The sequence below is a fragment of the Bacillus sp. 03113 genome, from assembly GCF_006546985.1.
GTDB lineage: Bacteria > Bacillota > Bacilli > Bacillales > Cytobacillaceae > VATK01.
The window spans coordinates 139,154-156,619 of record NZ_VATK01000004.1 but is presented as its reverse complement, the minus strand read 5'-3'; the positions used below and the strand labels follow the sequence as shown (position 1 = coordinate 156,619).

Sequence of the window (17,466 nt, the reverse complement as noted above, 5' to 3'; positions counted from 1 at the left end):
TATTTTCTTTATGCTTTTTAGCATGAAAAAAAGTGCTTGATTTTTTGTTCCTGTTAAGGAAATTATAAATTGGTTGGCTGTGGGTAATTTTGAAAGTTAATTATCGACGTCCAGCTCCGACGTACAGGACGTACTAGTGCCGATGAAGACATAAGGCCGTGGCGTTCTTAATCGGCCAGCGCCTATCGACTATCAAACTTCAGGCCTTCTCCCTACGATAAGTCAACAATCGATTCGCTGTCGCTCATCGTGTATCCTTTATCTCAGTCGAAGTCCCTCCAGTTTGTACGTCGATGATCAAGGCGCTTACGCTTTTGTTCCTAGAAACAAGTAAAATAAAATAGCTAAGCAATCCGAACAAGCAAGAAATAAAAAATGCATGGAATAAAGCAATATATAAATTAAGTTGGCTATAAATCATAAGGGCACCTGCTATAACCTGTAGAGAGGCTAGAATAAAAGCAATAATCCAGCCGATATATATCACTTTCTGATATTTGTAGTGTTTAATGGCAAGAAAAGTTGCGTATCCAATCCAAAGATAGAGGGAACCAGCAGCACCTCGGTGACCCATTTGAACCCATTCCAGAAAATGAATGGGGAGAGAGAAGCTACTATTGTCACAAAGTGGCCAATCTTTGCAAACTAAGCTAGCATGAGCATGGCGGACAAGCGCGCCTGAATAAACCACTATATAACTAAAGAGTGAAATTGAGACGATGTGAAAGGTCATTCTGCGATCAATCGAAATTTTTTCTGTATTAAATTTCTCATCAACCTCAAATATAAGTAATGTAAGAAGTAAAACGGTGGAGAATGAAATGAGAGAAATACCAAAATGAAGAGCTAAAATAAAATCGGATTGTCCCCAAAGTACAGCTGCGGCGCCAATAAGACCTTGAATGACAATAAAACTAAAAGAAATGACACATAAAAATTTTGTTTCACGAATGTGACCCAATTTTATCCAAGAACAAATGCAGAGGATTAGGACCAAAATCCCGACAGAACCAGAAACAATGCGGTGTGATAATTCAATAATTAGTTCGATGCTCCACTCTCCGCTGCAAAGAGGCCAAGAGCGTCCACAGCCCATTCCTGATCCAGTCTTCGTGACTAATGCTCCGCCAATTAACGTAAGTAACATCCCAATGGATGTTATGACAGAAAACCATTTAAGAAATCGGTACAATACCTTCACCTTCTTATCTAGTATTTCATCATTTGTGTCTCGATATATTAGCTTTTATAATATTATCAGAACGTATATTTTACTATTGTTTAGCTCCGACGTACAAGGACGTACTAGTGCCGATGAAGACATAAGGCCGTGGCGTACTTAATCGGTCAGCGCCTATCGACTATCAAACTTCAGGTCTTCTCCCTACGATAAGACAACATCGAAACGCTTGCGCTCATCGTGTTTCCTTTATCACGTTTTAACGGGCAGTAAGATGTGACTTAAAAAAATGTACAGTAGATAATAAACTGTCCGTAAAAACCTGATCGGCTCAGGCTAACCATCAGGGAAAGAACACCCTGATGGAAGGTTCGCCTTATCTCAGTCGAAGCCTCTCCAGTTTGTTACGTCGATGATCAAGGCGCTTGCGCTTTTCTTATAAGAAAACACTTTCATTATCTATCATATAAGATCTCAACAGAAAAAACACTTTTAAGTATAGCAAAGTGATTATTAATAATTTTTTGTTTAGTCACGAGTTGATCACAATATTTTCGAAAAAAGTTCACAAAAACGAAAAAAAATATGTTTTAATAGACAAAGGAAAATGTCTAACAATAAATAGTTATTCATACCATTCAGATGTTCTAATCGTAGAATGATGGTTTTTTGTTTAAACACATTCATCATTAAAGAATAGATCGAGCTTTTTTGTCATATTGGTTAAAGGAGGAAACAGGATGTCTAATTCAAGAACTGTTGCTGATCCAGCATTAAATAAGAATTCCCAAAACATAGATGAAACACCGAAAGCAACAGTGTGGAAGGACTTTTTATCACTTATTAAAATAGGGATAGTCAACTCAAATTTAATTACGATTTTTACAGGAATTTGGCTTGCATTGCATTTTTCAGGCTTAAGCTTTCTTAATCATTTAGATACAATATTTTTTACGCTAGTTGGATCATCACTGATTATTGCAGGATCATGCAGCTTGAATAACTACATTGATCGAGATATTGATGCCATTATGGAGAGGACAAAGGATCGACCGACTGTAACAGGAAGATTTAACCCGGTTAAAGTAGCTATATTAAGTTTTTCTTTTCTCTTAATTGGCACGATTTTCTTAATGCTCACAACAGTAACAGCAGCTGTTATCGGTATTTTAGGAGTATTTAGTTATATTGTCCTCTATACAAAATGGTCTAAGCGTCAGTATGTTTCAAATACAGTTGTCGGCAGTATTTCGGGAGCTGTCCCGCCATTAATTGGCTGGGCAGCTGTTGATCCTAATTTGGATATGATGGCATGGGCATTATTCCTTATTATGTTCGTTTGGCAGCCTCCTCATTTCTATGCTTTAGCAATGAGAAGGGTAAATGAATATAGATCTGCTGGAATTCCAATGCTTCCGGTAGTAAAAGGCTTTCAAACAACGAAAAAGCATATTATAATTTGGGTATTAGCATTATTGCCACTTCCATTTTTATTAACCGAGCTTGGTGTGCCATTTCTAATTTTAGCTACTATTTTAAATGTCGGATGGCTTTTAACTGGATTTTATGCAAGGAAATATAAAGATGATATTAAATGGGCTACTATCATGTTTCTTTATTCACTTCAATATTTAACCATATTATTTGTAGCTATGGTCATTGTTACACTCATCTAAGTCCACCTCATCTCGTCATCTAAATAATTAACTCATTCTTTGTTTGAATGAGTTAATTATTTTATTAGCAATTAACAAACCTTTTCAATGTATCTCCTAATATTTTGAAATTTTTCATAGTATGATAAATTGAGTAGTGAGAGGAGTTTGATTTCGTGTGAAAAGGCTTACAAAAGTCAGTAATATCCCCTTCTTTCTTCTTTTTAGTATGATTCTTATTCTCTCAGGATGTGGAAAGCCTTTCTTATCAACGCTGGAACCAGCAGGTGAGGTTGCAAGAACGCAGTATCATTTAATGTTTTTAAGCACAGTGATCATGGTCGGAGTTATTGCAGCTGTGACTTTTATTTTCATTCTTGTTTTAATCAAATTTCGAAGAAAAAATGACGCCATTCCAAAGCAAATTGAAGGCAGCCATACACTTGAAGTCCTTTGGACTGTTATTCCAATTTTACTTCTTGTTATCTTAGCCATCCCAACTGTTACTTCAACTTTTAAACTTGCAGATACTTCAAATATGGATAAAAAGAATAATGAAGGAAAACGGGATGCACTCGTTGTTCATGTACGAGCTAATCTCTTTTGGTGGGAGTTTGAATACCCTGATCAAGGAATTGTCACAAGTCAGGAATTAGTCGTTCCAACAGGTGAAAAAATTTATTTCCAATTAAAAGCGTCAGATGTCAAACACTCTTTTTGGATCCCAGCTGTAGGGGGCAAAATGGATACAAACACCGATGGAGTTAATTCGTTTTGGTTAAGCTTTGACCCTGAAAAATCAGAAGAAGCTGGGAATTTATTTTTCGGGAAATGTGCTGAGTTATGTGGCCCATCACATGCATTAATGGACTTTAAAGTGAAGACCATGCCACGTGAACAATTTAATCAATGGATCGCTTCAATGCAAAAGGTGAAAGAACCTACAGTAGCTCAAACGGATTCAGCAAAGCAGGGTCAAGAAATATTTAATAAAAGCTGTATTGGCTGTCATGCGGTTACACCTATGAATTCTACTCCTGAAGCTGCTAGGTTAGCACCTAATTTGACCGATTTTGGAGATCGTTCAACCATTGCAGGAGTACTCCCGCATACTGAAGAAGATTTAAAAAATTGGTTAAGGAATCCCGAACAATATAAACCAGGCAACAAAATGTCTGGTGCTTATCCTCAGTTAAATGAACAAGAGTTAAATGCTTTAACAGATTACTTAATGGAATTAAAGGTACAAAACTAGTTTGAAGATAGGAGCATCTAATAGATAGCTCTGAAAAGCTAGTAATCAACTAGTATGAAACCTTTCCATGGATAGTATCGTTCATATTTCTGTTAAGGGAGGTATTTTTGTGAGGTCCTACTTACAAAAAAATGGGTTTATATCGTTTATTTGGACATATTTAACGACCGTTGATCATAAAAAAATTGCCATACTTTATCTAGTATCGGGAGGATTCTTTTTTATTCTTGGTGGGCTTGAAGCGATGTTTATTCGTATCCAGCTTATTAAACCGGACAATGATTTTGTGAGCGCTGGTTTGTATAATGAAATCTTAACGATGCATGGAACAACGATGATTTTTTTAGCAGCCATGCCTCTCATATTTGCCTTTATGAACGCTATTGTACCGTTGCAAATCGGTGCTCGTGATGTAGCTTTTCCTTTCTTAAATTCTCTTGGCTTTTGGCTATTTTTCTTCGGTGGAATTTTTCTTAATTTATCATGGCTATTAGGAGGAGCGCCGGACGCTGGATGGACGTCATATGCCTCGTTATCATTGGCATCTAAAGGGCACGGAATTGATTTTTATGCTTTGGGTCTGCAAATCTCAGGGGCTGGAACATTAATGGGGGGTATTAATTTTCTTGTCACCATTATCAATATGCGGGCACCTGGTATGACTTATATGAGAATGCCGTTGTTTACATGGACATCCTTTGTTACTTCTGCGTTAATATTATTTGCTTTTCCAGCTTTAACTGTTGGTTTATTTCTATTGATTTTTGATCGTATGTTTGGATCAAATTTCTTTGTCGTTGCAAATGGTGGGAATACAATTATTTGGGAGCATCTTTTTTGGATATTTGGACATCCAGAAGTGTATATATTAATTCTTCCAGCATTCGGAATTTTTTCTGAAATTTTTGCAACTTTTTCGAGGAAACGGCTTTTTGGATATTCCTCAATGGTTTTTGCTACCGTATTAATCGGATTCTTAGGGTTTATGGTGTGGGTGCATCATATGTTTACAACTGGATTAGGTCCAATAGCAAATGCTATTTTTGCTGTCGCTACGATGGCAATTGCTGTTCCAACAGGCATAAAGATTTTTAACTGGCTTTTTACGATGTGGGGAGGAAGTATTATCTTTACTACTCCAATGCTATATGCAGTTGCCTTTATCCCATCCTTTGTTGCAGGGGGAGTAACAGGGATCATGAATGCAACAGCTTCAGCTGACTATCAATATCATGATAGTTATTTCGTTGTCGCTCATTTTCATTATGTTATTGTTGGAGGCGTCGTTTTGGCACTGCTTGCAGCAACACATTTCTACTGGCCAAAAATATTCGGTACGATGCTTGATGAAAAATTAGGGAAAATCACCTTCTGGCTATTTCTTATTGGCTTTCACCTCACCTTTTTCATTCAGCATTTTTTAGGTCTTATGGGAATGCCAAGAAGAGTATTTACTTATTTAGCAAACCAAGGCTGGGAAACTGGAAACCTAATAAGTTCAGTTGGTGCGTTTTTTATGGCAATAGCTGTTTTTATTTTGCTTATTAATATTGTAAACACATCGATAAAAAACAAAAAAGTTGGGAACGATCCATGGGAGGATGGAAGGACATTAGAATGGTCAATTGCTTCACCTCCGCCATTCTATAATTTTAAACAAACTCCTCTTATTCTCGGTTTAGACGCCTATTGGATGGAAAAAAGGAAGGGAAATATAGAAATGACACCAGCAGAACCAATTGGTGATATTCATATGCCAAATTCCTCTTTTGTTCCTTTTATTATTTCCTTTGGCCTCTTTGTAGCTGCTTTTGGTGCTATGTATCATCGAGCTGAACCATGGGGGATTTTCGCTCTAATCATTGGAATGCTCATTACACTTGGTTCTATGTTCTTTAGATCAATCCTGGATGACCTTGGATATCATATTCATAAAGAGGATCTAGAACTTGATGAGAAGGAGGGGAAGCTGTAATGCATGAAGAAAAAATGACGATTGAGACTTGGCCCGCTTCGCCAGAGACGGCAACGCTTGAAGGAAGAAATAAGTTCCTTGGTTTCTGGCTGTTTTTAGGAGGAGAAACCGTTTTGTTTGCGTCTCTCTTTGCTACTTATCTTGCTTTAAAGGATAAAGTACCGGGTTCTAATCATGCACTTGCTAACGATTTATTTGAGCTTCCTCTCGTTTTTATTGCAACGATGCTTTTATTGACGAGTTCTTTAACAAGTGTATATGCCATGTATCATATGAAGAATTTTCAATTTTTTAAGATGCAGCTCTGGCTTTTTATAACGGTTTTATTAGGAGGCGGATTTCTAGCTTTGGAGGTGTATGAATTTAATCATTATGTACATGAATTTCATCACACCTTTACGAGCAGTGCGTTTGGTTCCGCCTTTTATACTCTTGTCGGATTTCATGGAGCCCATGTGGCATTTGGGCTCTTATGGATCTTAACCCTTGTCATTCGGAATACAAAAAGAGGTTTGAATTTATACAATGCCCCAAAATTTTATATTGCTAGTTTGTATTGGCATTTTATTGATGTCGTTTGGGTATTTATTTTTACAGTGGTTTATTTACTAGGGAAGGTGGCATAAGGCCGATGGGAAAATATTCTCATTTAAAAAAACAACCTATTGATATTGTTTATCGGCGCAAAAAAAGTGCTTTAGAAATGAAACAACAGGTTATCACCTTTGGCTTGATGATTTTTTTAACGATAGTTGCGTTTATGGCTGTGGCTTACGATGAGTTTTCAGGAAGGTTTGTTGCCCCTTTTATTATTCTATTAGCAGTCGTTCAAGTCATTTATCAGCTTTATTATTTTATGCATATGAAGCATAAGGGACATGAAGCTCCAGCCTTGTTTATTTATTCGGGATTATTAGTAGGCTTTATTACAATTCTCACTTTTTTAACCATCGTCTGGCTTTGAAGTAGGTGATATAGATGTGGGATAAAATTCAAATGTTTGGTTTTACCGCGTTATGGAGTCCTTATTTCTTATTAACGCTTCTATTGATTCTTGCTTTGTATTTTTTTCTCCTATTAAAAAAAAGAAATGGGTGGGGGGATTCAAATAGAAATAAACAAGCAATTTTTTTTACGCTTGCACTTCTTCTTTTGTATATTGTAAAAGGGTCACCTTTAGATTTAATGAGCCATGTTCTCTTTTATGCTCATATGAGCCAAATGGCATTGTTGTTCTTACTTATCCCACCATTACTAATTTGGGGTCTACCAAATTGGATGTGGCGAAAAATTTTATCCATTAAATTGATCGGCTATCCTTTTTTATTTTTTACAAAACCGATATTAGCAGTCATTCTATTTAACGTTTTTTTTTCCTTTTATCATATCCCTCTTATCTTTGATATTGTCAAAATGAACATGTGGGCTCATACTGCGGCAACAGCCTTTCTCTTTTTGTTAGCTGTGTTTATGTGGTGGCCTCTTGTCCATCCATTAGAAGAACTGGGTGGATTAAGCGGAATAAAAAAAGTTGCTTATATATTTGCTGATGGAGTCTTATTAACACCAGCCTGTGCATTAATTATTTTCGCCGATACACCTTTATATGCAACGTATTCAAATCCTAATATTTGGGCTGAAGCAATGAGTCTTTGTGTTCCACATTCTACTTTAGCTACACTCGAACTAAGCGGCCCAGAAATGTTTAGTTCTTTGTCCCCTTTGTTTGATCAGCAAATTGGTGGAGTTTTGATGAAAATTATACAAGAAGTTATTTACGGTTGTATGTTAGGAAGGGTTTTCTTCCGCTGGTATAAAGACGAGCAGAAGGAAACGGCTGATGACCAAAGAAATAAGCAAGCCGCTTTAACGATTAAGTAATATAATTGAATGTTAGTCTAATATTGATAAATTTTTTCTACTCCTCTACAATAATCTTTGATAAGTTTAATTGCAGCTGTGATATTATGCACATGCAAAAATGATTATAGAGAGGATCTATGATATGAATGTTGATTTACCAATTCTTCCAACGATAAGTACGCTCTTTATTGTTTTAAGTGCAATAATGGTTGCAATAGGTTGGTATCAAATTAGCCAAAGAAAGATGGATGCACACAAAAAATCCATGCTTTTAGCAGCGGTATTTGCTGTTATCTTTTTTCTAATTTATGCTAGCCGTACCGTATTTATTGGTAATACTGCTTTCGGTGGACCTGAAAATATTAAAATTTATTATACAATATTTTTAATTTTCCACATTACGTTAGCGACAGTCGGTGCTGTTTTTGGCATCCTAAATTTAGTAACGGGGTTTAAGGGTCAGTTTAGCAGGCATCGTAAGTTAGGTCCTATTACGAGCTTTATCTGGTTTTTTACAGCTATTACTGGGGTAGCTGTTTATTTACTACTCTACGTATTCTACCATGGAGGAGAGACAACCTCTGTTATAAAAGCTATATTAGGATTTTAATACACTAATCAAAGAGAGGAAGCTGAAAAAAAGTGCCATGCACTTTATTTTCAGCTTCCTTTTTTTGCGCTTTTGTTCCGACCTTTATATTGCATATTCAGTTACTTCTTTTTCAATTATAGACAGAATTCTCTCACATTGATCAATTAAGGATGATGGAAAATTTTCACCATCACCATATTCAAGTCCATGTGGATAATAGTGCTTTGCAAGCAAAGGGGAGAGCAGTTGAATAACTGCTTTATTAGCTCCGATATCACCCTTTGTTGAGTAACCTTGAATTCTTAAATAATATACCCCATCATTTCTTTCAAATTTTCGGTCATAGGTCACTCTTTCATAATCCCATTGTCCTTCGCGTACAAGACCATTCGCAAGCATCGTTTCATCTAACTGATTCAAATCTGCTTTTAATTCTTGGATTCCAGAATGATGAAATTTCACTATCATCTCTCCTCGTATATAATGATCTTAATTTTTATAATAGTCGAAAAATAAAGCGTTTGCAACTGGAGGTTCACCCTTTACATAATCAATATTTACATATTTTTAGTCATTAAGGAAAACATAAATGACTGTAAAGTAACATAATTTTGTCTATTAAAAGTAAAAAGGAGAAAACTTATGGAAACAATAAAAGACATTATGACTGACGAAATTGAATGTTGTACCTTGCTTGATAATATTTTTGAAGTAGCTGTCAAAATGAAGGACCTTAATGTAGGTGCCATTCCCATTGTTGATAACGAAAGAATTGTCGGTATGATTACGGATAGAGATATTGTAATACGCTGTATTGCTGAAAAGCATCCAGCATCTTCAAAGGTTGAATCAATTATGAGTAATCAACTGATTACTGTAACAGCAGATACTGCTGTACAGGAAGCAGCTAAGCTTATGGCTGAAAATCAAATAAGAAGATTGCCTGTAGTAGAAAATGAAAAACTCATTGGGATGGTTTCTCTTGGTGATTTTGCTACTCATCAATTAACGGATAGGCAAGCAGGGGAGACACTTACTGAAATTTCACAACATAATCAAGAATTACACCATTAATCAAATAATACGAGGTTTACAGTTTATTTAGAACGAAATAAGAAACTCATTGGGTTGTGAAAAGTGCACCCTTTGAGTTTTTTATCTTGTAAAATATTTAAAAGACTTTTTGATTAGTGATTGAATATTAACAAGAAAATTGATAAATAAGTAAGAATACTCTTATATCTCTTCTAAAAGTAAAGTTTAAATACTATCATATTTAAGTATGATCATCATATAATGGTAGATAAGATAATAGAAAGGAGGTCGAACTTCTGTTTACTGTTCTTCGTATAATCGTTCTAGCTGTTATCTTCTTAGGAATCGGAATATATTTTAGTAATACGAATAAAGAAGATAAAGGCATTCTTATAAATCAAGATGATTCTCCTCAAGAAGTCAATGATTCACTTCAAGGAGACAATAAGCAAGCTTCAACTAAATTAATAATTCCATCTAGCGGGATTGCATCGTTTATTGGCAAAAGTACGGAAGCACTGATTGAATCTTACGGTAAGCCAGAAAGAGTAGATCCTACTTATTACGGATTTGATTGGTGGATCTATCATAAAAACGAAAACAATTATTTTCAAATTGGCGTCAATCAAGATAAGGTTGTGTCAGTTTTTGCAATAGGAAAAAATGTTGATGTTGCCCCATTTAAAATTGGCCAGCCAGTTGGAGATATATATACGTATACTCCAATTGAAGCAACAATTAGCCTTGAATATGAAAAAAGTAAATATCGATTTGAATTATCAGAAGAAGATATTAATAATCGACCACTTATTCAAATCGGGGATGTATTTATCCAACTATATATTGATAAATTTACTGGTACATTATCAAGTGCAAGATTTATGGATGCATCAACTTTGTTGAAGATTCGACCTTATGAATTAGTGTATCGGGGAGAGTTAATAAAAACGGAACCTTTATCAAATGAAGAAGAAGAAAAAATTGATAGAGGGAATGAAAAGCAAATTTTTGATTTAACAAATATTATGCGATTACGTTATGATTTAAATCCATTAGTTTGGGATGAAAAAACAGCACAAGTTGCTTTAGCCCATAGCATGGATATGTATAATACGAAAGAATTTTCCCATACGTCTAAAAAATACGGCGAATTGTCGGATCGTTTAAAAGCTGGAGACATAATATTTCAAAAAGCAGGTGAAAATATTGCAGCCAATTATATCGATGCCCCGGCAGTAGTCGAAGGTTGGCTTAATAGCAAGGGGCATCGTGAAAGTTTGTTAAATAAGGATTTCACTCATATTGGTGTAGGTGTGTATAAAAAATACGATACACAAAATTTTATTGAAAAGAGATAATTTTTAGTTTGAAAAAAGACGTGTAAAGTATAGATGGAATTAAAGGAACCAACTCACCAAATAGCATAAAATTTATATACTATCATAGTTGATTGTATTCGGTGAGGTGAATAGAGAGTGGCAAATAATAATCTTCATCCATCTGTTGAAAAATTTAAAGTCTTTGTAAGGGAAAACCCTAAAATCATACAAGAAGTGAGAAGAGGACGTAAAAATTGGCAAGAGCTCTATGAAGATTGGTTTTTACTTGGAGAAGAGGATCCAAAATGGGATGAATATCGTTCTGCTAAAAATGGGGAGACAGCTTCTGTGTCATCTTCAAAGAAAACGGATTGGATGAGTTATGTAACAAATACGGTTAAAAATATTGATCCTAACCAAATGCAAGAATATATTCATCATGCTAGTCAAGCCCTTGCAGCTATTCAAGGAGTTATTACACAATTTCAAGGTAGGGGAAATGCTGGTATTGTAAAACCTGGTCAGCAAAAGCCAGCTAGTCCCTTCGTATTCAAAAAAGATTAAGTGGAGATGTGGCTGGCTATGAGAAAAGAAATATACGAATATATCGTGCAACGAAAAGATTTACGACAGTTTATAAGAGAACAGCCTCATTGGTATCGAAAACTAGCGAGAAATCCAGGTGAAATTCAATTTCTAGAAATAGCTGCGTTGCACTATCATAAGAAAACCATACCAGATCGTGTAGAGAAATTTTCAAATGGTGTGCAAATGGCTTCAGTCATGGTGAATATGTTTCAAGCTATGAATGTAAAAGACTAATTAAGAGCTTTCTCCCTTTGATATGCTCCCAATAAAGTGGACAGATAAAATAATAAAAATCTGTTTACTTTATTGAGGGCTTTTTCTATGGCAAAAAAAGAGTAGAATCCATTCGAATGGTAAACAATATTTTCAAATCTACAATTTAGTGAAAACATGAATAGGATTTTTACTTTGAGGTGATATAAATTGAAGAATAAATATTTTTTTTCACTGTTTTTTGTCTTATTGGTTATTACAGGGTGCCGAAAGGATTTGCCAGAGCCTGAGACGAAGGTAAATGTCATGCATAGAAATACTAATTCTATTCCTGTTTTACTCAATATCCAACAACAAACGACTCCTTTTGTCGTACAATATGAAGTAAGAGGAAAGAATGTTTTTGTAGAATGTTTTCTAAGAGATGTTTCCTTTCGAAGCAATAGCAATAAAAAGAATGGGAAGATTCATTTGTTTATTGATGGGGAAAAGAAGGATGAGATTAGAAGTGCAGCTTTTATTATCAAAGGGTTATCTAAAGGAAAGCATCTTATTGAATTAAATATTGTAAAGCCCGATAATAAACCTTATCAGTTAAGAAAAAAATTTTCTGTCGTAATTGAATAACTCATAAAGTTTAGCCATTTATCATTCAATCATGATAAAATATGAATTGGAGGTGGGCTACAAATGCTTGCTACATTAGAAAGAATACTGATTCTAGATAAAGCTGATGAATTAGCAGCCATGATTTTAGAATCTGATGTTGTGGAAAATTACCGTGATCGTTTAAATATACTTAAGACCAATCAAGAATCTCAAGCTAAAATCTCTTTATTCATGTCATTGAAAGAACAATATGAAGATGTTCAAAGATTCGGGAAATATCATCCTGATTATAAATTTGTCATGAAACAGGTTAGAGAAGTGAAGAGATCCATGGACCTTGATGAGAACGTAGCAGCATTTCGAAAAGCTGAAAACCAGCTGCAGCAGCTATTAGATGAAATAAGCGTGATGATCGGCCATTCAGTATCACAAAACGTAAAAGTACCAACTGGGAATCCGTTTTTTGATGGACTATCAAGTTGTGGTGGAGGATGTGGCTCTGGGGGAGCCTGCAGTTGTTCTGCATGAGTTTGAGCAGATTGAGGACATGGCTTACTCCTAAATGAGAAATAGTAAAAGAATTAGATTAAAGGGGAATCGTGCATGTTAGGTCGTAGACAAGGAATAATTGTTTGGATACATTCTCTCAAACAAGCAAAAATGCTTCGGAAATTTGGAAATGTTCATTATGTTTCAAAACGGCTGAAATATGTTGTACTATATTGCAGTCAAGACGAGGTTGAAGAAACAATTGAAAAGCTAAACACTTATTCTTTCGTTAAATTAGTAGAGCCATCCTTTAAACCGTTTTTAAAGATTGAGTTTGAAAACTCAAAGCCAGACAAAGCAAAAGAGTATGATTATAAAATGGGCATTTGAAAAGAGAGAGGAGCAGCTAATCCTCTCTTTTTATCATGGCGCGTAAAAATTTATTTGCAAAATTAAGATCGTATACGAGAGGAAGCTTCATGAAAAAAGTATGGTTAGTTAGTTGGATAATCTCGATCTTAGCCATTGGACTAATGTTTCTGAGATGGGATCTTTTTATAATTAAAAAAGAACCTACAGAAAATAATTTTGAAGAAATCCAACAGCAAATTATGATAGAAACAAAAAATGATGGACTTCACATTACTCAAAAGTGGATAGGACTTACAATTGGGGAACAATATAAAATGATTATCCCTAAAAACAGTAGCCTAATTGATACAGATAATAAAAATCAGATAAGCAAAATAACGAAAATAGAAGCTCCTTTTTTAACAGCTACTAATACGGAAATGAGTATTCAATATCTTGTTGAACATCAGGATCAATCTTCAGCTTTTTTACTAAATGATTGGATTCCACAATTGGCAAGCACTACTATCACGAAAACGACAATTGAAATTGCTGATTCTATACGAAGAAAGGGAACATGGATCACCGGAATTCCATTAATCAGCTATCAAAAAATGAATTATATTGATTATTATGTATTTGAAGGATCCATTGCATATCCTTCTTTGTATTGGCAATCTAAGTCGCTTAATCGTATCAAAGGTTCAGCTGATCTTACCTATTATGACGAAATGAAGAGGGATATAAATGAATTAACATTTCCTTCTATGCAACTTATTCCAGAATTCCCTTTTAAGACCATTATTATGACGGATCAAGTAAACGAAACAGAAGGCAATGGTTTATTGGTGGTTTCTAATACAATACAACTGAAGGATTTAGAGAATAAAATCATAACATCCTTTTATAAGCAAAGATTTAAGAGAGCAGAAAAGCCATGGTTATTAGATAGTTTAGTAGCTCTTACTACCAATCAAAATGGAGCTACAACGAAAGGGCAACAAATCGCTAAAGAGTTACTTGATGGTCTTACTAAAAGCGAAATTCAATTGTTTATACAAAATATTAATAAAGATATGATTCCGATTACACCTAAACTCTTAGATAAGAGACTGGGTGAAACAAAAGGATTACATACTCGTTTTTTTCAATTAAATAGTCAAAATGAGCAAAGTTGGAGTCGACTATACTTTTTGGACTCAAGAAAAATGATCATCAATCAAAAGCTTCAAAAAGGAATAAACATTATAAAAGAAGACGATCAAGATTTGTATCCAGTCGTACAAACTTTAGAATCATTAGGCTATGAACTTCAGTTAAAAGAGGATGATTTATTTATTACAAATCATAAGGATGAGCATTATCAATTCTTTTTAAATAAGCATATTTTTTATTATAATAATGAGGCTTATGGATTGCTAGAAAATCCCTATATGATGATTGATGAAAAGATTTATACGACGAAAAAATGGCTGCAATCCTTATTTAACGTTTCAATTGAAGAACAGAAAGATGAAGTAAGATTAAGTTTGTAAGAAAAGTGGCCAATTAAGGGCACCACGTCCTGCGGCAAAATCGGCACTAGTACATCCTGTACGTCGGAGTTAGACACCATTCGTACTTTCGAAAACATATCACTTCTTAACTGATAAAAAAAACCCCTGCAGGATTTCCAGCAGGGTCCTTCTATATCCTTTTTAGGATAGAAGGCAAAGGGAGAGGAGAAACCGGAGGAAGAACTTATGGGGAAACGTAAGTCTTCTCCGCGGTTGGCAACAACATCCTCGAATAGATGTTGTTACTAACATTATTTCCATATTCATTTTCGTTATACCCTATACAGGATAATTTTTTCAAAGTCCTTTGTTGGTAGACGTTATTGTAGTAAGTGTTGGCTGGAGATTTCAATTATGTTAGGATAGGAAAGGATAACACGAGTTTAAAGGTGAATGATGTGGTGATAAGATGAGAGTTGTTTCTGGAACTTATAAGGGATTGTCATTAAAAGGGGTGCCAGGTACTTCTACAAGACCTACAACAGATAAAGTGAAAGAAGCCATATTTAATATGATTGGTCCTTTCTTTGATGGTGGAATCGGACTGGATTTATTTGCGGGGAGCGGGGGACTTGGAATTGAAGCGTTAAGCAGAGGAGTTTCCAAGGTTATTTTTGTTGACCGTGACATGAAAGCGATTCAAACGATTCGAGAAAATATAAAAGTATGCAATTTAGAAGATCAAGTTGAAATTTATCGAAACGATGCTGATCGAGCCATTAAAGCCATTATTAAGAGAAAACTAGTATTTGATTATATTTTTTTAGATCCTCCTTATAAAAAACAACAGCTGCAAAAGCTGCTCAACACTATTAATGATGAGAAACTGCTTCAACTAGAAGGGGTCATTGTCTGTGAGCACAGTTCAGATGTAGAATTACCTGAAAAAGTAGGTAAGCTAACCCGAATAAAACAAGAAAAATATGGAATTATCTCGATTTCAATTTATTTTCATGGATTGGAAGAATAAGGAGGATAATCATGAGTAGCATTGCCGTTTGTCCAGGAACCTTTGATCCGATTACATATGGACATTTAGACATTATTAAAAGAGGAGCAAAAGTTTTCGATCAGGTCTATGTTGTTGCCTTAAATAATTCCTCTAAAAATCCTTTATTTTCTATTGAAGAAAGAACAAGCTTGATTAAAGATGTTACGAAAGATATTCCGAATGTCATTGTGGATTCATTTCAAGGCTTACTTGTAGATTACGCAAAAAGTGTAAATGCAAGAGCTATTATACGTGGGCTTCGGGCTGTATCAGATTTTGAATATGAGCTGCAAATTACTTCTATGAATAGAGTGTTAAATGAGGAAATTGAAACATTTTTTATTATGACAAATAACCAATATTCTTTTTTAAGCTCAAGCATTGTGAAAGAGGTTTCCAGATTTAATGGGAATATTTCAGAGTTAGTTCCTCCTGAGGTCGAAAAAGCTTTGAAAAATAAATTTATGGAGTAATTTTTAGAGTAAATGGTACTAATGATTTTAGTACCATTTACTCTGTTTTAATCTATTCATGTATATAAGAATATAGACAAATAAAGATGTTATTGTTAGGATGGGGCCAAATTCAAGCATCGTGCGGTACAGCTCTGTAAGATGGCCTTCTTGATAATTTGATGTAGCTGGAATAGTAAGGGAAGATGGCGTACTTTTGTAAAAATATACATAAAAGGGTTTCCAAAAAATAAAAACATACAAACTTGCGATGAATGCATGGATGATTCTTGCAAAGAAAAAAGGCTTGAAATTAATATCCGTTTGCGAAAGGATACTTGCAACCTGTGCTTGAACGCTAAACCCACAAAAGGCAAGAATGAAGCTTGTTATAATGGTTTGGTGCATTAAAGGTACATTTTGTAATTGACTTGTCATTTGACTCCCGAGAGTAATTTCAATTAAACCAGCAATTAATGGTGTGCTTAATTCTGATGGAAAATGCAGAATTCCTAAGGTTATTTCTAGAAATGAAGCTAAAAGACCCGTAATATACATTTGATAGAGCAGCTTGTTAATGACTGAAAATAAAATGATAAATCCACCTATCATTAACAAAGTTTGAATTGAAGACGTAACAGCATCTCCAAGGATTTTTCCAAGTGGCCGTTGATCCTTTATTCTCGTTTCATGCATAGCAGAAAAGGCAGTTCGCATGGAGGATTTCATTTTATTAAATCCTCTTTCTTTTCTTATTCCTTGATCTTCTCCATGCTTATAGAATCGCATAATTAGCCCTACAGTAAAATTTCCTAAGTAATGACTAGCTGCTAAAATTATGCCCAAGGTTATATTTTGAAAAAAACTATAAGAAACGACCGCAAAAATAAAAAGAGGATTTGAGGAATTCGTAAAGGAGACAAGTCTTTCTGCTTCTGTTTTCGTAAGCTGACCCTCTTGCCTTAATCTTGCAGTAAGCTTTGCACCTGTAGGGTAACCTGATGCCATCCCCATTGCCCATACAAATCCACCTACTCCAGGTACTCTAAACAGAGGTCTCATTAATGGCTCTAGCAATACACCGATAAAACGGACAACACCAAATCCGATCATAAGCTCCGAAAATATAAAAAAAGGCAGGAGAGATGGAAATACAATCTCCCACCACATATGTAGACCTCTTGTTGAAGCTTGTACGGACTCCTTTGGAAATGAAAGCAGAGATCCAGCCATAATCGTTACTGACAATGCTAATACAATCGTTTTAATTTTTGATCCAAACAATTGCGGAATCCTCCCTAAACAGGCTGACTTGCTGTGCAAATGGAGCCTATCATGTTAAA

General features: G+C 35.0%; 20 protein-coding genes. 17 read left to right on the top strand and 3 right to left on the bottom strand.

Features of this window, described 5'->3' with window-relative positions; genetic code table 11:
* Positions 1–244: 244 nt before the first annotated feature.
* Positions 245–1,192: a COX15/CtaA family protein gene (locus tag FDO66_RS04960; protein WP_141431317.1), complete on the bottom strand. Its 948-nt coding sequence runs from the start codon at positions 1,190–1,192 to the stop codon at positions 245–247.
* 728 nt (positions 1,193–1,920) lie between these two features.
* Between FDO66_RS04960 and cyoE the strand changes: the two genes are divergently transcribed.
* The 7 genes from cyoE to FDO66_RS04925 all read left to right on the top strand — a co-directional run bounded on the left by cyoE (position 1,921) and on the right by FDO66_RS04925 (position 8,538).
* On the top strand, positions 1,921–2,856 hold the full coding sequence (gene cyoE / locus FDO66_RS04955) for a heme o synthase (RefSeq protein WP_141431316.1): 936 nt from the start codon (positions 1,921–1,923) through the stop codon (positions 2,854–2,856).
* A gap of 157 nt (positions 2,857–3,013) precedes the next feature.
* Complete coding sequence (gene coxB / locus FDO66_RS04950; protein WP_395939748.1) at positions 3,014–4,090, top strand: cytochrome c oxidase subunit II; 1,077 nt, start codon at positions 3,014–3,016, stop codon at positions 4,088–4,090.
* Positions 4,091–4,199: 109 nt separating this feature from the next.
* Positions 4,200–6,065: a cytochrome c oxidase subunit I gene (gene ctaD, locus FDO66_RS04945; protein ID WP_141431315.1), complete on the top strand. Its 1,866-nt coding sequence runs from the start codon at positions 4,200–4,202 to the stop codon at positions 6,063–6,065.
* Positions 6,065–6,691, top strand: a complete 627-nt coding sequence (locus FDO66_RS04940) for a cytochrome (ubi)quinol oxidase subunit III (protein ID WP_141431314.1) — start codon at positions 6,065–6,067, stop codon at positions 6,689–6,691. Before ctaD ends, FDO66_RS04940 begins: the two co-directional genes overlap by 1 nt.
* A 5-nt stretch (positions 6,692–6,696) precedes the next feature.
* Positions 6,697–7,029, top strand: a complete 333-nt coding sequence (ctaF, locus tag FDO66_RS04935) for a cytochrome c oxidase subunit IVB (protein WP_141431313.1) — start codon at positions 6,697–6,699, stop codon at positions 7,027–7,029.
* A 14-nt stretch (positions 7,030–7,043) separates the two neighbouring features.
* A complete protein-coding gene (ctaG, locus tag FDO66_RS04930) occupies positions 7,044–7,946 on the top strand; it encodes a cytochrome c oxidase assembly factor CtaG (protein ID WP_141431312.1) in 903 nt (300 codons plus the stop codon).
* Between the two features lie 124 nt (positions 7,947–8,070).
* Complete coding sequence (locus FDO66_RS04925; protein ID WP_141431311.1) at positions 8,071–8,538, top strand: DUF420 domain-containing protein; 468 nt, start codon at positions 8,071–8,073, stop codon at positions 8,536–8,538.
* Between the two features lie 84 nt (positions 8,539–8,622).
* Here FDO66_RS04925 and FDO66_RS04920 read toward each other — a convergent pair whose 3' ends face one another.
* Positions 8,623–8,982 carry a YugN family protein gene (locus FDO66_RS04920; RefSeq protein WP_141431310.1) on the bottom strand — a complete coding sequence of 120 codons (360 nt, stop codon included), beginning with the start codon at positions 8,980–8,982 and terminating at the stop codon, positions 8,623–8,625.
* Between the two features lie 180 nt (positions 8,983–9,162).
* On the opposite strand from FDO66_RS04920, the gene FDO66_RS04915 reads away from it, so the two are divergent.
* The 10 genes from FDO66_RS04915 to coaD all read left to right on the top strand — a co-directional run bounded on the left by FDO66_RS04915 (position 9,163) and on the right by coaD (position 16,144).
* A complete protein-coding gene (locus FDO66_RS04915; protein ID WP_141431309.1) occupies positions 9,163–9,594 on the top strand; it encodes a CBS domain-containing protein in 432 nt (143 codons plus the stop codon).
* Between the two features lie 257 nt (positions 9,595–9,851).
* Positions 9,852–10,913 carry a CAP domain-containing protein gene (locus FDO66_RS04910; protein ID WP_309475261.1) on the top strand — a complete coding sequence of 354 codons (1,062 nt, stop codon included), beginning with the start codon at positions 9,852–9,854 and terminating at the stop codon, positions 10,911–10,913.
* A 117-nt stretch (positions 10,914–11,030) separates the two neighbouring features.
* Positions 11,031–11,438, top strand: a complete 408-nt coding sequence (locus tag FDO66_RS04905) for a YlbD family protein (RefSeq protein WP_141431307.1) — start codon at positions 11,031–11,033, stop codon at positions 11,436–11,438.
* Positions 11,439–11,456: 18 nt separating this feature from the next.
* Entirely contained in the window at positions 11,457–11,696 is a 240-nt protein-coding gene (locus FDO66_RS04900; RefSeq protein ID WP_141431306.1) for a YlbE-like family protein, read from the top strand.
* 189 nt (positions 11,697–11,885) lie between these two features.
* The gene (locus tag FDO66_RS04895; protein ID WP_258535577.1) at positions 11,886–12,302 is read left to right on the top strand and encodes a hypothetical protein; all 417 of its coding nucleotides are present in this window, start codon (positions 11,886–11,888) and stop codon (positions 12,300–12,302) included.
* Between the two features lie 63 nt (positions 12,303–12,365).
* Positions 12,366–12,812 carry a YlbF/YmcA family competence regulator gene (locus FDO66_RS04890; RefSeq protein WP_141431305.1) on the top strand — a complete coding sequence of 149 codons (447 nt, stop codon included), beginning with the start codon at positions 12,366–12,368 and terminating at the stop codon, positions 12,810–12,812.
* 75 nt (positions 12,813–12,887) lie between these two features.
* Complete coding sequence (locus FDO66_RS04885; RefSeq protein ID WP_141431304.1) at positions 12,888–13,163, top strand: YlbG family protein; 276 nt, start codon at positions 12,888–12,890, stop codon at positions 13,161–13,163.
* A gap of 89 nt (positions 13,164–13,252) precedes the next feature.
* Positions 13,253–14,659, top strand: coding sequence for a hypothetical protein (locus FDO66_RS04880; protein ID WP_141431303.1), 1,407 nt, complete (start codon positions 13,253–13,255; stop codon positions 14,657–14,659).
* A gap of 430 nt (positions 14,660–15,089) precedes the next feature.
* Entirely contained in the window at positions 15,090–15,650 is a 561-nt protein-coding gene (gene rsmD / locus FDO66_RS04875) for a 16S rRNA (guanine(966)-N(2))-methyltransferase RsmD (RefSeq protein WP_141431302.1), read from the top strand.
* A gap of 11 nt (positions 15,651–15,661) precedes the next feature.
* Complete coding sequence (gene coaD / locus FDO66_RS04870) at positions 15,662–16,144, top strand: pantetheine-phosphate adenylyltransferase (RefSeq protein ID WP_141431301.1); 483 nt, start codon at positions 15,662–15,664, stop codon at positions 16,142–16,144.
* 27 nt (positions 16,145–16,171) lie between these two features.
* On the opposite strand, the gene ylbJ is transcribed toward coaD, so the two are convergent.
* Positions 16,172–17,407 (bottom strand): sporulation integral membrane protein YlbJ, encoded by a 1,236-nt coding sequence (gene ylbJ, locus FDO66_RS04865; protein ID WP_141431300.1) that lies wholly within the window; start codon positions 17,405–17,407, stop codon positions 16,172–16,174.
* Positions 17,408–17,466 lie beyond the last annotated feature (59 nt).